Origin of the sequence: Frigoribacterium sp. Leaf186 (genome assembly GCF_001423905.1) — a bacterium.
GTDB lineage: Bacteria > Actinomycetota > Actinomycetes > Actinomycetales > Microbacteriaceae > Frigoribacterium.
This window is the reverse complement of the sequence record NZ_LMPQ01000011.1, coordinates 202,629-217,853: the sequence shown is the minus strand read 5'-3', so window position 1 is coordinate 217,853 and position 15,225 is coordinate 202,629. Positions and strand designations below refer to the sequence as shown.

At 72.3% G+C, this 15,225-nt stretch carries 17 protein-coding genes; 3 read left to right on the top strand and 14 right to left on the bottom strand.

All coding sequences use genetic code 11. The features are described from left to right. Positions 1-7 precede the first annotated feature (7 nt). From ASG05_RS12590 to ASG05_RS12555, 8 genes are all read right to left on the bottom strand, one after another. The gene (locus tag ASG05_RS12590; protein ID WP_056261334.1) at positions 8-1,180 is read right to left on the bottom strand and encodes a PP2C family protein-serine/threonine phosphatase; all 1,173 of its coding nucleotides are present in this window, start codon (positions 1,178-1,180) and stop codon (positions 8-10) included. A gap of 160 nt (positions 1,181-1,340) precedes the next feature. Next, positions 1,341-1,754 carry a hypothetical protein gene (locus ASG05_RS12585; protein ID WP_056261331.1) on the bottom strand — a complete coding sequence of 138 codons (414 nt, stop codon included), beginning with the start codon at positions 1,752-1,754 and terminating at the stop codon, positions 1,341-1,343. After that, the gene (locus ASG05_RS12580; protein WP_056261328.1) at positions 1,754-2,893 is read right to left on the bottom strand and encodes an Asp23/Gls24 family envelope stress response protein; all 1,140 of its coding nucleotides are present in this window, start codon (positions 2,891-2,893) and stop codon (positions 1,754-1,756) included. The genes ASG05_RS12585 and ASG05_RS12580 overlap by 1 nt, the downstream gene beginning before the upstream one ends. A 97-nt stretch (positions 2,894-2,990) precedes the next feature. Then, on the bottom strand, positions 2,991-3,593 hold the full coding sequence (locus ASG05_RS12575; protein WP_056261327.1) for a hypothetical protein: 603 nt from the start codon (positions 3,591-3,593) through the stop codon (positions 2,991-2,993). Continuing rightward, entirely contained in the window at positions 3,590-4,168 is a 579-nt protein-coding gene (locus ASG05_RS12570) for a DUF6286 domain-containing protein (protein WP_056261324.1), read from the bottom strand. The genes ASG05_RS12575 and ASG05_RS12570 overlap by 4 nt, the downstream gene beginning before the upstream one ends. Beyond that, a complete protein-coding gene (locus ASG05_RS12565) occupies positions 4,165-4,518 on the bottom strand; it encodes a hypothetical protein (protein ID WP_056261320.1) in 354 nt (117 codons plus the stop codon). Before ASG05_RS12565 ends, ASG05_RS12570 begins: the two co-directional genes overlap by 4 nt. Beyond that, positions 4,515-4,703 carry a DUF2273 domain-containing protein gene (locus ASG05_RS12560; RefSeq protein WP_054144850.1) on the bottom strand — a complete coding sequence of 63 codons (189 nt, stop codon included), beginning with the start codon at positions 4,701-4,703 and terminating at the stop codon, positions 4,515-4,517. The genes ASG05_RS12565 and ASG05_RS12560 overlap by 4 nt, the downstream gene beginning before the upstream one ends. Continuing rightward, positions 4,700-5,146 carry an Asp23/Gls24 family envelope stress response protein gene (locus ASG05_RS12555; protein WP_056261317.1) on the bottom strand — a complete coding sequence of 149 codons (447 nt, stop codon included), beginning with the start codon at positions 5,144-5,146 and terminating at the stop codon, positions 4,700-4,702. The genes ASG05_RS12560 and ASG05_RS12555 overlap by 4 nt, the downstream gene beginning before the upstream one ends. Positions 5,147-5,470: 324 nt before the next feature. Here ASG05_RS12555 and ASG05_RS12550 point away from each other — a divergent pair, with 324 nt between their 5' ends. Genes ASG05_RS12550 through ASG05_RS12540 form a run of 3 tightly spaced genes read left to right on the top strand, consistent with a single transcriptional unit; the run spans position 5,471 to position 6,953 of the window. Then, positions 5,471-6,010, top strand: a complete 540-nt coding sequence (locus tag ASG05_RS12550; RefSeq protein ID WP_056261314.1) for an RNA polymerase sigma factor — start codon at positions 5,471-5,473, stop codon at positions 6,008-6,010. Continuing rightward, the gene (locus ASG05_RS12545) at positions 6,007-6,621 is read left to right on the top strand and encodes an Asp23/Gls24 family envelope stress response protein (protein WP_157490227.1); all 615 of its coding nucleotides are present in this window, start codon (positions 6,007-6,009) and stop codon (positions 6,619-6,621) included. The genes ASG05_RS12550 and ASG05_RS12545 overlap by 4 nt, the downstream gene beginning before the upstream one ends. Continuing rightward, entirely contained in the window at positions 6,618-6,953 is a 336-nt protein-coding gene (locus ASG05_RS12540; protein WP_056261308.1) for a hypothetical protein, read from the top strand. The genes ASG05_RS12545 and ASG05_RS12540 overlap by 4 nt, the downstream gene beginning before the upstream one ends. Before the next feature lie 63 nt (positions 6,954-7,016). Here ASG05_RS12540 and ASG05_RS12535 read toward each other — a convergent pair whose 3' ends face one another. The 6 genes from ASG05_RS12535 to ASG05_RS12510 all read right to left on the bottom strand — a co-directional run bounded on the left by ASG05_RS12535 (position 7,017) and on the right by ASG05_RS12510 (position 15,199). Then, positions 7,017-8,255 carry an alpha-hydroxy acid oxidase gene (locus ASG05_RS12535; protein WP_056261306.1) on the bottom strand — a complete coding sequence of 413 codons (1,239 nt, stop codon included), beginning with the start codon at positions 8,253-8,255 and terminating at the stop codon, positions 7,017-7,019. Positions 8,256-8,259: 4 nt separating this feature from the next. Next, positions 8,260-9,801, bottom strand: coding sequence for a rhamnulokinase family protein (locus ASG05_RS12530; RefSeq protein WP_056261303.1), 1,542 nt, complete (start codon positions 9,799-9,801; stop codon positions 8,260-8,262). Beyond that, entirely contained in the window at positions 9,798-11,843 is a 2,046-nt protein-coding gene (locus ASG05_RS12525) for a bifunctional rhamnulose-1-phosphate aldolase/short-chain dehydrogenase (RefSeq protein WP_056261301.1), read from the bottom strand. The genes ASG05_RS12530 and ASG05_RS12525 overlap by 4 nt, the downstream gene beginning before the upstream one ends. 116 nt (positions 11,844-11,959) lie before the next feature. Then, a complete protein-coding gene (gene rhaI / locus ASG05_RS12520; RefSeq protein WP_056261298.1) occupies positions 11,960-13,123 on the bottom strand; it encodes an L-rhamnose isomerase in 1,164 nt (387 codons plus the stop codon). After that, a complete protein-coding gene (locus tag ASG05_RS12515; RefSeq protein ID WP_082486763.1) occupies positions 13,120-13,599 on the bottom strand; it encodes an L-rhamnose mutarotase in 480 nt (159 codons plus the stop codon). Before ASG05_RS12515 ends, rhaI begins: the two co-directional genes overlap by 4 nt. Before the next feature lie 100 nt (positions 13,600-13,699). Next, entirely contained in the window at positions 13,700-15,199 is a 1,500-nt protein-coding gene (locus tag ASG05_RS12510) for an L-fucose/L-arabinose isomerase family protein (protein WP_056261295.1), read from the bottom strand. Positions 15,200-15,225: the final 26 nt, after the last annotated feature.

The following is a 15,225-nucleotide window of genomic DNA, read 5'->3' as shown; positions in this document are numbered from 1 at the left end:
GTGACCGTCACGCGTGCCGTTCCATCACGACGACGGTCACGTCGTCGCGCGACAACCGGCGGTGCGTCAGGGCGGCGACGGAGTCGAGCAGCCCGGGGCCGTCGGTCCGGGTCGCGAGGCGCCCGACCTCGAGCGCCCAGTCGAGGTCGTCGTCGAGCACGTCGAGCACGCCGTCGCTCATCACGATCAGGCGGTCGCCCGGCTCGAGCCGGGTGGTCTCGGTGGCGTGCTCCTGGTCGTCGAGGCCGAGCGGCAGGCCCGTGCCGGCGAGGTGCTGGACGGTGCCGTCGGCGCGGACGACGAGCGACAGGCCGGCGCCGGCGTCGACGTACGAGAGCTCACCCGTGTCGAGGTCGAGGACGGCGTGGAAGTACGTGACGAACGAGCTCGTGCGCTGGAGGTCGCGCTGCACGGCCCGCTCGATGCGGTCCACCGCCAGGCCGAGCTCGCGGCCCGCGGCGACGTGGGGCGAGGCCGCGCGGCAGGCCGCGCGCACCGACGACCCGATGATCGCGGCCCCGACGCCCTTGCCCATGACGTCGCCGACCGCCACGTGCACGAGCCGGCCGATGAGGCCGTAGTCGAAGTAGTCCCCGCCGACGCTGAGCGACGGCAGGCAGACCCCCTCGACGCGCACGTCGTCGACGACGAGGGGCTCGTCGGGCAACAGGGCCTGCTGGGTCGCCCGGGCGGCGGAGGCCTCGGCGTCGGCCAACAGCTCGGCCTGCGCCCACGCGGCCAGGTCGCGGAACTCGACCATCTCGTCGCTCGTCAGCTGACGTGGCTCGGCGTCCATCAGGCAGAACGAGCCGACGACGTTGCCCGAACCGTCGCGCAACGGGTGCCCCACGTAGAAGCCGAGCCCGTTGTCGTTGAAGGCGCCGAGGTCGGCGAAGCGGGGGTCGACCCGGGCGTCGTCGGTCGTGATGACCTCGCCCGTGTCGGTCACCAGGCTGCAGGGTGTGTCGGAGCGACCGGACTCGGGGTCGTCGAAGCCGGCCCGGCCGACGAAGAGGGCGCGCTCGTGGTCCATGACGGTGACGGACGACAGCGGCACGCCGAAGACGGCCCGGGCGACGCGGGCCACGCGGTCGAGTCGGTCCTCGTGGCCGGACTCGACGATGCCGAGGCTCTCGACCGCCCGCTGACGCCGTCCTTCTCGGGATTCGTCCCTGACCACACGGCTCCCCTCGCACGACCCGCCTGGTGGGGACGCGCCTTTTCCGAACGCATCAACGATGCCACAGACGCCGCCTCTGGTCATGACCACCAAAAGGGGGACAGCACGAAGGAGGCGCGGTGCCGGTCGCCCGGCACCGCGCCTCCTCGAGGGGGTCGCGTCAGTTGCCCGGCCAGAACCTCGCGATGAGGTCCTGGATGAACGGGATGACGTCCTGAACCTGGTCGACGCCGGCGATCGCGACGGCCACGAGCGGCCACAGCGACACGACCAGCGTCGAGATCACCGCGGCCACGCCGAGCACCCAGGCGAGGGCGCCGTTGCGCACCTTCACGATCAGCAGCAGCAACAGCAGCGCCAGCACGTAGCCGATCGCGATCGCGGCGGCGATCGAGCCGACGGGCACGTCGAGGGCTCCGGCCGTGCCGCCGTCGGCCGCGCCGATCAGCGTGAGGACCGGCAGCAGCACGCCGACGACGATCAGCAGGCAGATCACGACCGAGGTCACCAGGGCGGCCCAGACGGCGCGTGGTCGCGGTCGCCTCGTCCTCGTCGTGGTGCGTCGGCCGAACATCACTTCTCCGTCGTCGAGGCGTCGTCGCCGTCGACCACGACGTGCGCGTCGCTGTCCGAGTCGACCTCGACGGTCACGGTGCCGCCGTCGACCGTGACGACCACGTCGGCGCCGTCAGCGCCGTCGCCGTCGACCGAGGAGGCGCGGGTCGCGTCGCCCTCGGAAGCACGGTCCGCGTCGTCGTGGGAGGCGCGGTCCGCGTCGTCCCCGGAGGCGCGGTTCTCGTCGACCGCGTCGGCCACGCCGTCGACCGCGTCGGCGGCCTTCTCGCGGGCACCGGCGACCACGTCGGACGTCTTGTCGAGGGCGGCGTCGGTGGCGTCGGCGGTCTTCTCGCGGGCGTCGGCGCTCGTGTCGGCCGCCGAGTCGCGGGCGTCCGAGGCGGCCTCCTTCGCCTGGTCGGCCACGTCGCGCGCCTTGTCGGCGACGTCGTCGGCCTTGTCGGCAGCCCGGTCGCCGACCTCGGCCGCGGTGGTCTTGGCCTGATCGGCCACCTCGCCGGCCTTGTCGCCCAGCTCGCGGGCCTTGTCGGACAGGTCGTCGGCCGCGGCCCGGGCCTTGTCGGACAGGTCGCTCGCGGCGGCTCCGGCGCGGTCACGCGCCTCGCCGGCGGCGGCCTTCGTCTTCTCGCCGGCCTCCTTGGCGCGGTCGCCCGCGGCCGAGGCGGCGGCTCCTACCTTCTCGCCGGCGTCCGAGACGGCCTGCTTGGTCTTGTCGGCCGCGGCGTTCAGCTTGTCGGCGGCGTCCTCGTCGGCGTCGAACGGGCCGTGGACGTCGGTGACGGTCACGTTGACGGTGACCTCCTCGCCGTCGAGCTGACCGACGGCGTGCTGCACCTGGGTGCGGACGGTGTCGGCGAGCGTGGTGACGTTCGTGGGGTACTCGGCGACGACGGCGATGTCGACGACCAGCCCCTCGTCGGTGGTGCCGGCCCGGACGCCGGGCACCGAGCCGGTGCCGATGGCGGTGCGCAGGGCGCCCGCGAGTCGCTGCGTCGTGGTGCCGAGGGCGTGGACGCCCGAGACGCCGAGGACGGTGACGCCGATGGTGTGCTCGAGGACCTCTTCGGGCGAGGTGGCCTGGGTGGACGCCGCGGCGTCGATGTCGATGGGGGTGACGTGGTGGGTGGACTCGCTCATGAGACCGGCCTTTCATCGTGGTGCGTGGGGTGGAGCGACGGACGGCCCCCGTCCTCGGTCGAGGGCGAGGGCCGTCCGCGCGGTGTGTCGACGGTCGTCAGTCGAGCCGGGTCGCGGACGACATCTGGGTGCGGAGACCGCCGTTGATCTGGATCACGACGGGGGTCTCGGTGCCGAGCAGTCCGTCCCAGTGCGCGACGGCCTGGTCGATGCTGCGACGGATCTCGGTCGGCGAGACGCCACGGCGGGCGTTCGCAGTGATCCGGAGGACCGACTGGCGCTTGACCTCGAACGCGGTGACGTCCACCGAGACGATGCCCGGGGTGGCGGCCAGCGCCTCCTCGAGGACCTGTTCGGCGACCTTGGCGTCGATCACCAGGCGACCACCGGTCGTCTGGTCGCCACGCGAGCCCTCGCCGACGGTGAGCAGCGTGTCGGTCTGACCGTGGCCCTGACGCAGGGCGAACCAGGCGAGCAGGACGATCAGCACGAGGCAGACTACCGCGGCGACCCAGAGGATCCACGGCTGCTGGTCGAGGGCGTCCGTCGCGGGGCCCTTGGCGTCCGAGGCGGCCTGCGAGACCGTCTGCTGGACGTCGGGCAACAGGGCGCCGACGGCGACCGCTCCACCGGCGAGCAGCAGCACGAGGCCGATGACGAAGACGACGATTCGGTTCAGAGCGCGGTTGGTATTGTTCATGCTCCGACCGTTCCTTTCTCGGACAGCTTGACCTTGTGACGCAGGGCCGGGCTGAAGTCGTAGGCGCCGAGCTCGTCGCGGACGGCCTCGTCGATGCTGCGGACGTCGGTCTGACGACCGGAGGTGCGGGTCACCTCGATCAAGGCGCTGCGCTTGCCGACGCTGACGCTGACCTGCGAAGGGTCGACGTCACCGGCGTAGCTCGCGGTGCGGGCCAGCGAACGGGCGATGACCCGGTCGTCGACCACGGCCACGGTGCGATCGGCCTTTGCGCCACGACGACCCCGGCGACCCGGGGCGAGCGACACGACGATCAGGACGAGCCCGATCAGCGCGACGACGACCGCGACGGCGGTCAACGCCCCGACGGGGGCGCTGGCGGCGTCCAGCGTCGCGGCGACCAGGTCGGTCGGTGCGAGCAGCAACGGCGCCTGGCCGACGGCCTCGAGGACCGACTCGATGCCGATCCACGCGAAGACGACGATCAGCAGCACGGCGAGCGTGATGGCGATGCCGGCTCGCGACGAGTGCGTCTCGCGGCGCACGATGCGCTTGTACAGCGATGCGGTGCTCATGCGACGCGTTTCCTCTCTCGGACGTCGGCGCTCGTGATCTGCAGGTCGACCTTGTCGATGCTCGACCCGGTCAACTGCAGCACACGTTCACGGATGGTGGTCTGGGCAGTCGTGAGACGGTCCAGGAGGGTGCCCGAGCGACGCTCGGTCACCCCGAGGGGCGAGACGCGGATGGGCGTCTTGGCGATCACGCTGAGTGCGCCGTCGTGGTCGGCCAGCTCGACCGACACCTTCGACGCGGAGACCTCGAGGGCCTCCGCGGTGACGGCCGAGACGACCCGACGCACGGCACGTGACGTGATCTTGTTCCGGCCGTGGAGGGCCTGGTCGGCCGTCACCGCCGCGGTCACGACGACCGCCGCCCGCGGAGAGCGTCAGCGAGGCCGCGGATGTCGAGCTTGCCCTCGACGACGCGGCCGACGCCGAAACCGATCGCCATGGCGATCGCGACGAACACGAAGGCCCAGAACCCGAAGGCCAGGGCGGTCAGCGCCAGGACGGCGCCGACCAGCATGCCGGTGGTCGTGGCGGTCACTTGACGCGGCTGTCGTCGGCGTCGTCCTTGTTGTCGTCCTCGGAGGGGATGTAGACGTCCGAGATCGTGACGTTGACCTCGGTGACCTCCATGCCGACGACCTGCGAGATGGCCTCGGTGACCGACTTGCGGACGTCGTCCGCGACCTTCTGGAGCTCGACGGGGTACTCGGCGACGATGACGATGTCGGCGGCGACCTGCTTCTCGCCGACCTCGACCGAGACGCCCTGGCCGCGGTCCTGCTGGTTGATCACGTTGCGGATCGCGCCGATGGCACGAGCGGCACCGTTGCCCAGGTCGTGCACGCCACGCACCTCGCGGGCTGCGATGCCGGCGACCTTCGAGACGACGCCCTCGGCGATGGTGTTCTTGCCTGCGGCGTCGTTCTGGGTGTTCTTCGCGGCAGCGGTGCTGGTGCTGGTGGCGGGGGTCACGTTGCTCATGGTTTCTCCTTGCGCTGGGGCCGGGGTCGAGCCCGACCGGTGTCTGCGTGCCCGTGAAGCGGGACACATCATTCAGACGCATCGGCCACGCCACATGTCATGGTGGGTCAGCCAGCTTTCAGGGAACGATCCGAGGGCACTCACTAATCGGCCATCACGTCCCCCGATCCCGCCGTGGAGTGGTAGTCACTTACCGAGGGACGATCGCGTCCCGGCACGCCGTCGAACCGATCCGAGGAGGTCGTCATCCCCACCGACGATCCCCGCACCGACGAGTCCCGGACGGCCGACTCCTGTCCGGCCGACTCCCGCCCGGCGGACCCGCTGCTCGACGCGGCCGACGCGACCCTGGCCGTCCGGGCCCGCGACGGCGACGTGCACGCGTACGAGGTCATCGCCCGGCGGCACGGACCGCTGATGCGGGTCTACGCCGCGCGCCTCCTGGGCTCCGAGCTCGAGTCGGACGACGTCGTGCAGGACGCCTTTCTGACGGCGTGGAGGCGCCTGGCCGACCTCGACGACCCGTCGCGGGTGCGCAACTGGTTGATGCGCATCGTGAGCAACAAGGCCGTCGACCGGTTGCGGGTCCGACGTGACCACGACGACGTCGACCGGCTCGAGGTGTCGGCTCCCCGGCACGAGACGCCCGAGCGGGTCGTCGAGGCACGACTGCAGCTCGACGCCATGTGGGCCGCCCTCGACAAGCTGCCCCTCGACCAACGACGGTGTTGGCTGTTGCGAGAGACGGCCGACTACTCGTACGCCGACATCGCGGAGGCCCTCGACCTGCCCGTCTCGACGGTCCGCGGCAAGATCGCGCGGGCCCGGACGTTCTTGATCACCGAGATGGAGGCGTGGCGATGAGCACCGACGACCACCTCTCCCCCGACGCGCCCGAGCCCGGGTCCGACGACACCGTCGACGGCGTCTCCGTCGACCGCCTGAGCGACTACCTCGACGCCGGCCGCACGCCGCGCGACGCGACCATCGAGGGCTCGGCCGCCTGCCGCCTCTACCTGCAGTCGCTGGCCCGGGTGCGCGAGCTGTCCCGCGCCTCCCTCGAGAACGAGGCCGCCCGCCAGCCCGACCGCGACGGCGCCTGGATCGACGGCCTGCTCGACTCGATCAAGCGCGAGGTCGTCCGCGGACGCGAGATCCCGATCAGCCACCCCGACGCCGGGGTGCGGCTGAGCGTCACCGAAGCTGCCGCGCGGGGGCTCGTGCGCCGTGCGGGCGATGCCCAGCCGGGGGTCGTGCTCGGGTCGACGAGCTTCGAGGGCGACCTCTCGACCGCCGGTGCCGACGTGGCCGTCCGGGTGACGGCCGCGGCGCGCTTCGGCCTCGACCTCGGCGCGGTGGCGGACGAGTTGCGTGCCCGGATCACCGAGGCGCTCACCCGGCACACCGGGTTGACCGTCACCCGCGTCGACGTCCTCGTCGACGACGTGTTCGTGGCCGGGGAGGACGACCGATGAGCGACGACTCGCTGTCCCGAGAGCTGACCGACCTGCTGCGGGGGGTCGCCGGGGTCGTCGACGTGTTCGACGCGCACCCCGTCGTCGAGGGTGCGGTGCGGGTCGTCGCCGCCGGACTCGACCTCGCGGGCTCGACCGGCCTGGTCGAGGTCGAGCGCTCGGGGTCGTCGGTGTCGGTCACGGCGCACGTCGCGACCGCGCTCGACACCCCCACGCCCGAGACCCTGGCCCGGGCGGCCGACGCCCTGCGCGAGCACCTGGCGTCGGCCGGCCTCTCGCGCGACGACGTCGTCGTGTCGGTGTCGGCCCGGCTGGTCGACGCGCCCCGCTGAGCCGCGTCGCCCGAGCCGGCGAGCGACCTGGAGGTGGGGTCGACTCCCCGTCGGCTCCGAGCCTCAGGCTCGGGGGCGCGGCTGCAAGCGCTCCAGCTGCGTCACGTGCCGCGGCTCGAGCTCGTCGAGGGAGTGCGCCCCGAGCAGCTTCATCGTCCGCACGACCTGGTCCGAGAGGATCTCGATCGTGCGGTCGACGCCCTGCCGCCCGCCGGCCATGAGCCCGTAGAGGTACGCCCTCCCGATCAGGGTCGTCTTGGCCCCGAGCGCGACGGACGCGACGATGTCGGCGCCGTTCATGATGCCGGTGTCGACGAGGACGTCCGTGTCCGCGCCGACCTCGCGCACCACCTCCGGGAGGAGGTGGAAGGGGATCGGCGCCCGGTCGAGCTGCCGCCCGCCGTGGTTCGAGAGCACGATGCCGTCGACCCCCGCGTCCACGAACTTCTTCGCGTCGTCGATGCTCTGCACGCCCTTCACCGCCAGCTTGCCCGGCCACATCTCGCGGATGATCCGCAGGTCGTCGAAGCTGATCGTCGGGTCCATCGCCAGGTCGAGCAGATCGCCGACCGTCCCGCCGGTGGCGCTCAACGACGCGAACTCCAGCTTGTTCGTGGTGAGGAAGTCGTACCACCACCACGGTCGGGGCAACGCGTCGAGCACCGTCCCCAGCGTCAGCTGCGGCGGGATCGAGAACCCGTTCCGCTTGTCCCGGAGGCGCGCCCCCGCGACCGGGGTGTCCACCGTGAAGAAGAGGGTCTCGTACCCGGCGGCCGCCGCCCGCTCCACGAGGCCGTACGAGATGTCGCGCTGCCGCATGACGTAGAGCTGGAACCAGTTGCGCCCGTGAGGGTTGGCCGCCTTCACGTCCTCGATCGACGTCGTCCCCAGCGTCGAGAGGGTGAACGGGATGCCCGCCGCCGCCGCAGCCGAGGCGCCGGCCGTCTCTCCCTCGGTCTGCATGAGCCGGGTGAACCCGGTCGGCGCGATCGCGAACGGCATCGCCGACGGCGCCCCGAACACCGTCGCCGTCGTGTCGATCTCGGCCACGTCCCGCAGCACCTCCGGATGGAACTCGACGTCCTCGAACGCCTGCCGGGCCCGCGTGATCGAGATCTCCGCCTCCGCGCTGCCGTCCGTGTAGTCGAACGCGGCCTTCGGCGTGCGGCGCTTCGCGATCGCCCGCAGGTCCTCGATCGTCAAGGCGGCCTCGAGGCGGCGCTTGCGCCCGTCGAGCTCGGGCTTTTTGAAGCTCAGGTACTCGAGCAGCTCGACGGGCTTGGGGAACTGACGCTGGACCATGGTCTCAGCCTCTCTGCGAGGTGGGGGCCGCGGTGGTCCGCGGCTCGTAGCGGACGAGGGATGAGCTGTGACGCACCAAGGCGCGCAAGGACTCGAGGCTCTCGCGCACGAACCCTGCGGCCCGCGCCTGGACGAGGACGTTGCCGAGCGCCGTGGCTTCGACCGGCCCGGCCAGCACGGTGCAGCCCGTGCGGTCGGCGGTCAGCTGGCAGAGCAGCTCGTTCTGCGAGCCGCCCCCGACGACGTGCACGGTGCGGAGGGCACGGCCCGAGAGCCGCTCCGCGTCACGCAGCGTCGCGGCGTACGCGGCCGCGAGCGACTCGAGGATGCTGCGCACGGTCTCGGCGCGGCCCCGCGGCGGCTCGACGTCGTGCTCGACGCACCACGCCTCGATGCGCGCGGGCATGTCGCCCGGCGGGGTGAAGCGCTCGTCGGTGGCGTCGAAGACGGCGACGGGCCGGGTCACGGCCGCCGCCTCGGCGAGCAGGGAGGCGAGGTCGCTGCTGCGCTCGGCGGCCGAGGTGCCCGAGCGGCTCCACGCACGCATCGACTCGCTCAGCAGCCACAGGCCCGACACGTTCTTGAGGAACCGCACCCGCCCGTCGACGCCGCCCTCGTTGGTGAAGCCGGCTGCGCGGACGTCCTCGCCGAGCAGCGGCGACGGCAGCTCGAGGCCGACGAGCGACCAGGTGCCGCTCGACACGTAGGCAGCGTCGTCGCCCGTGAGCGGCACGGCGACCACGGCCGAGGCGGTGTCGTGCGAGCCGACCGTCGTGACCCCGAGCGAGGCCGGGGCGCCGATCGCCGCTGCGACCGACGGCAGCAGGGGCCCGAGGGAGGCGCCCGGGTCGACGAGTGGTGCGAACAGCTCGGGCGTGAGCCCGAGCCGGCTCATCAGCTCGACGTCCCACTCCCCCGTCGCCGGTGACAGCAGACCCGTCGTCGACGCGTTGGTGCGCTCGGTTGCGGCGACGCCGGTGAGCCACCACGAGAAGAGGTCGGGCACGAGGAGGGCACGGTCGGCCGGGGCGAGGACGCCCGCCGCTCGGTCGGCGGCGAGCTGGAACACGGTGTTGAACGGCAGGTGCTGCAGGCCGGTGCGGGCGAAGAGCTCCGCGGGTGGCACGACGGCGTGCACCGCCTCGACCCCCGCCGCCGACCGTTCGTCGCGGTAGTGATGCGGAGAGCCGAGGAGGCGGCCGTCACGCAGCAGCCCGTAGTCGACGGCCCAGGAGTCGACCCCGATCGACCGGACGCCCGGCTCGTCGCGGAGGGCCTGGGCCAGCCCCGCGGTGACCGACCGCCAGAGCCCCAGGACGTCCCAGTGCAGGCCGACGCGACCCGCGCCTCCTGCGCTCTCGACAGCGCCCTCGCCGTCGCCCCGCCCCTCGGGCAGCGTGACCGGCTCGTTCGCGAACCGGGCGACGTGCTGCAGGCGCACGCCGTCGCGGTCGACGTGCCCGAGCACGACGCGACCGCTGGTCGCCCCGAGGTCGACCGCGGCGACCACGCCGCCGCCCGCCCCGGTCGAGCCGCCCGGGTTCATCGCAGGAAGGCCGCGGCGACTCCCGCGTCGACCGGCACGTGCAGCCCGGTCGTGTGCGAGAAGTCGCTCGTGCAGATCGCGTAGACGGCGGCGGCGACGTTCTCGGGCACGACCTCGCGCTTGAGGATGGTGCGCTGGGCGTAGAAGGCGCCGAGGTCCTTCTCGTCGACGCCGTAGGTCGCGGCGCGGTTGGCACCCCAGCCGCTGGCGAAGATGCCCGAGCCGCGCACGACGCCGTCGGGGTTGATGCCGTTGACGCGGATGCCGTGCTCGCCGAGCTCGGCCGCGAGCAGCCGCACCTGGTGCGCCTGGTCGGCCTTCGTCGCGCTGTAGGCGATGTTGTTCGGGCCCGCGAAGACCGAGTTCTTCGACGAGATGTAGACGATGTCGCCGCCGAGGCCCTGGTCGACGAGCACCCGGGCCGCGTTCTTCGCGACGAGGAACGAGCCCTTCGCCATCACGTCGTGCTGCAGGTCCCAGTCGGCCTCGGTGGTGTCGAACAGCGACTTCGAGAGGCTGAGACCGGCGTTGTTGACGACGAGGTCGAGCCCGCCGAACGCGAGCAGGACCTCGGCGATCGACGCCTTGACCGCGGCCTCGTCGCTGACGTCGGCCGCGACGCCGCGCGCCACGTCCGGGCCGCCGATCTCGGCCGCCGCGGCCTGTGCCTTCGCGAGGTCGAGGTCGGCGATCACGACGCAGGCCCCCTCGGACGCGAGGCGCGTCGCGATGGCCTTGCCGATGCCCGACGCGGCGCCGGTGACGAGCGCGACGCGGGTGGCGAGCGGCTTCGGCGCGGGCCGCCGCTGCAGCTTGGCCTCTTCGAGGGCCCAGTACTCGATGCGGAACTTCTCGGCCTCGTCGATGGGCGCGTAGCTCGAGACACCCTCGGCGCCGCGCATCACGTTGATGGCGTTGACGTAGAACTCGCCGGCGACGCGGGCCGTCTGGGCGTCGCCGCCGTACGAGAACATGCCGACGCCCGGCACGAGCACGATCAACGGGTCGGCCCCGCGGATCGCGGGGCTGTCGGGGGTCGCGTGCCGGTCGTAGTACGCCTGGTAGTCGAGGCGGTACTGCTCGTGCAGCTCACGGAGGCGCGCGATCGACTCCTCGACGGTCGCGTCGGCCGGCAGGTCGAGCACCAGCGGCCGCACCTTCGTGCGGAGGAAGTGGTCGGGGCAGCTCGTGCCGAGCGCCGCGAGCCGGGGGTGCTCGGTGCCGGCGAGGAAGTCGAGCACGACGTCGCCGTCGGTGAACGAGCCGACCTGCGGCCGGTCGTGCGACGCGATGCCGCGGATCACGGGCGCGAGGGCCGCGGCCTTCGCGCGACGCTCGTCGAGGGGCAGGGCCGAGTATCCGGCCAGCGGCGGGCCGAAGGGCTCGGGCCGCGAGTGCTCGTCGAGCCAGGCCTGCGCCGTCTCGATGATCCAGCGCGAGGCGGCCTCCGCCTCCTCGCTGGTGTCGCCCCACGCGGTGATGCCGTGCCCGCCCAGGATCGTGCCGCGCGCCTCCGGGTGCTCGGCCTTGATCGCGGCGATGTCGAGTCCGAGCTGCCAGCCCGGTCGGCGCCACGGCACCCAGACCACGGCACGGCCGAAGATCTCGGCCGTCAGCCGCTCGCCGTCGGCGGCGGTCGCGATCGCGATGCCCGCGTCGGGGTGCAGGTGGTCGACGTGCGCCGCGTCGACGAGGCCGTGCATGGCGGTGTCGATCGACGGCGCCGCGCCTCCCTTGCCGTGCAGGGCGTAGTCGAACGCGGCGACCATCTCGTCCTCGTGCTCGACGCCGCGGTAGACGCCCGCGAGGCCGCGCAGCCGGTCGAGGCGCAGCACGGCGAGGCCGTGCTCGGTGAGGGTGCCCAGGTCTCCCCCGCTGCCCTTGACCCAGAGCAGCTCGACCGGCTCGCCCGTCGCCGGGTCGGTCGCGGTGCCCTTGGCCGAGGTGTTGCCGCCGGCGTAGTTCGTGTTCGCCGGGTCGGCGCCGAGGCGGTTGCTGCGCGCGACGAGGTCGGCGGCGGTGCTGGTCGTGGTGCTGGTCACGAGGAGGGTCCGTTCGAGGTCAGGAGGGGCGGGTCGAGGTCAGGAGGGGCGGGTCGGGTCGTCGCGTGCGGGCCGGGCGGGCCGCCTGTCAGGAGGCGCGGGTCAGGAGGCGCGGGTCAGGTCCAGCTGAGCTGCTTGCCGCCCACGCGCTCGGCGGCCAGGCGCTCGGGCGTGCCGCTCGTGAGGTACGCCGCCATCGGGTCGCGCGGCAGGCCGCGGCCCTCGCGCCAGTCGGCCAGCGCCGGGCGGACGTCGGTGTAGAACGCGTCCATGAGCACGGCGTTCGCGCCGAGCACGTCGTGGGAGGCGCGAGCCGCGTCGAGCGCCGGACGGTCGACGAGCAGGGCGCGCGCCGTCATCTCCTGCACGTTCAGCACGCTGCGGATCTGGCCGGGGATCTTGTCCTCCACGTTGTGGCACTGGTCGAGCATGAACTGCACGGGCGAGCCCACGTCGAGCCCGCCGCCGTCGACGACCTCGAACAGGATGCGGAACAGCTGGAACGGGTCGGCCGCCCCGACGATCAGGTCGTCGTCGGCGTAGAAGCGCGAGTTGAAGTCGAACGAGCCGAGCTTGCCGAGGCGCAGCAACTGCATGACGATGAACTCGATGTTCGTGCCGGGGGCGTGGTGGCCGGTGTCGAGGCAGGTCAGCGCGCGATCGCCGAGGGCGCTCACCTGGGCGTAGCTGGTGCCCCAGTCGGGGACGTCGGTGTGGTAGAACGCCGGCTCGAAGAACTTGTACTCGAGCACGAGGCGCTGCTCGGCACCGAGGCCGGCGTAGATCTCGGCGAGCGATTCGGCGAGGTGGTCCTGGCGCTGGCGCAGTGAGTCCTGCCCGGGGTAGTTCGTGCCGTCGGCGAGCCAGATCTTGAGGTCGCGCGAGCCGGTCTCGTGCATGATCTCGAGGCAGCGGAGGTGGTGGTCGACCGCCTTGCGGCGGACCGCCGCGTCGCTGTGCGCGAGGCTGCCGAACTTGTACGCGTCGTCCTGGAACGTGTTCGAGTTCACGGTGCCGAGCGAGACGCCCAGCCCCTCGGCGTACGAGCGCAGGGCGCCGAAGTCGTCGACCTCGTCCCACGGGATGTGCAACGCCACGCTCGGTGCGAGTCCGGTGTGCTCGTGTACGCGGGCCGCGTCGGCGATCTTCTCCTCGGGTGTGCGGGGCGTGCCCGGTGTGCCGAACACCTTGAACCGCGTGCCCGAGTTGCCGAACGCCCAACTGGGCAGCTCGATGGCCTGACGCTCGAGGGTCGGTGCGATGGACTCGAAGGTGGTCATGATGCTTCTCCCGTTGTCGTGGTGCCGGTCGTCGTCGATGACGCCGTGGTCGTGGGGGCTGTGGCAGCCGGGGTCGTGGGGGCCGCCGCCGTGGGGCCCGTGCGGTCGGGCTGGCGGCCGCCGCCCGGGAGGCCGAGCTGCGCCTCCAGGTTGAAGATCTGCGCGAGCAGCTCGAAGCCCTCGTCGGGGGGCGTGCCGTCGAGCGAGGTGAAGAACTCGGCCATCGAGGCCTGCCAGCGGGCGTTGACCTCGGTCCGGGCCATCGCCGTCTGGGCGGCCTCGAGGGAGGCGGCCTCGACGTAGCCGACGAGCAGGCCGTCGGGGGCGGCGAAGAGAGAGTAACCGTGCCAGCCGCTGTCGTGGAGCGCCTGCAGCATCTCGGGCCAGACCTCGGCGTGACGACGGGCGTACTCGTCGAGGCGGTCGGGCGCGACCTGCAGCCGGAACGCGTATCGCTCGTGGTCGTGGGCGGTCATCAGGTGGTCTCCGGTTCGTCTTTGAATCGTTTCAATGGAACGAGCGTAGCGTGCGTCCGGGCCCTCGGCAAGACGATCCGGCGACCGACCGCTCGCCCGCTCACGACGTCGCGCGGCCCAGGCTGCGCTCGAAGCCGTCGGCGTCGTCGAACGGCGCCGCGACGTGCCGGTGCTCGATGCCGAGCAGAGACGCGGCGGCCGCGACATCACGTGCCACGTGGCCGACGCAGAGCCCCCAGTGGTGCCCGATGCCGGTCCGTGACCACTGGTCGACCCACTCGCCGGGATCGCCTCCGAAGTCGACGCGCGAGGTCGTGTTGCCGATCGCGAGCAGGGGCCCGGGGACGACCTCACCCTCGCTCGTGATGAAGGACAGCGCCCCGTCCCGGTCCTGCCCGAGGCCGAACGTCGTCACGGGGCCGGGTTGCACGTCGAACTCGACGCTGACCCCGTAGCCGCGCTTGCCGTGGAACACGCCGAGCCCACGCAGGATCGGCCGCGACGACGAGATCGCCAGGTGCGCGGGCCCGTCGTGCCCCATCTCGACCACGTCGTCGTCGAAGTTGATCGCCTGGATCTCGGTGAACGAGCCACCGGCCCCGAGCGCCTGCGCCGCGAGCATCGCGACCGACGTGCGGAGTTCGTACTCCCCCACCGCCGGCAGCCCGCGGGCGTTGAGCAGGGACGCGCCGAGGATCATCCCGGCCCCGAGCCGCTCGTGCTGCTCGCCTTCGAGGCCGCGGTGGTAGTACGCCAGCGAGTCGAGGTCGAAGTCGGCCACGAGCCGGTCGAGCCCGACCGAGACGCGGGCGCCCCAGTCGAAGTCGTCCTGGTCGACCGAGGCGTCGACCTCGAACACCTGGCGAGCCAGGCCGACCCGCTCGCGCACCTCGGTGTCGGTGACGGCGTCGACCCGCACGCGCAGGTCGTCGAACTCGAGCACCTCGACGTGCGAGCCGAAATGCGTCGAGAGCAGGGTCAGGTCGGTCGAGACGTCGAGCATGCCGGGGTACAGGTGGCCCATCAGGCCGTGTCGTGCCTCTCGCAGCCGTGCCCGCACGCCCGCGGCGTGCACCCAGCGCTCGATGCGCGCCCAGGCACGTTCGCTGCGCAGGTGTCCGGTCACCGAGCGGAACTCGATGCCGGCACGGGTGAAGACGTTGGCCACCTCGGGCACCGGGCACTGACCGCAGTAGGCGAGCCACAGGCCCGTGTCGAAGCGGTCGTGGTCCATCTTCTCGCTCGGCTGCAGGTCGATCACGAGCACGGGCACCCCGGCCCGCTGCGCGATCGGCAAGACCATGGACGAGGTCAGGTAGGTGGTCAGGAAGACGACGATGAGGTCGCAGTCGGCCGTGCGCAGGGTGTCGGCCGCGACCCGCGCCTCCTGGGCGTCCGAGATGAAGCCGGTGTCGACGACCTCGGCGTCGAGGCCGCCGAAGCGGTCGACGACGTAGCGGGTGGACTCCTGCAGCTGGGGCAGCAGCCCGGGGAACTGTGGCCAGTAGGTGCCGAGCCCTCCGGCGACGAGACCCACGCGGGTGCGACGGCGGCGGAAGGGGGGCAAGAGGTCGCCGACCGGCGAGGCGGTGGTGCTCATGGGCGATCGCTCCGATGCGACGGCGC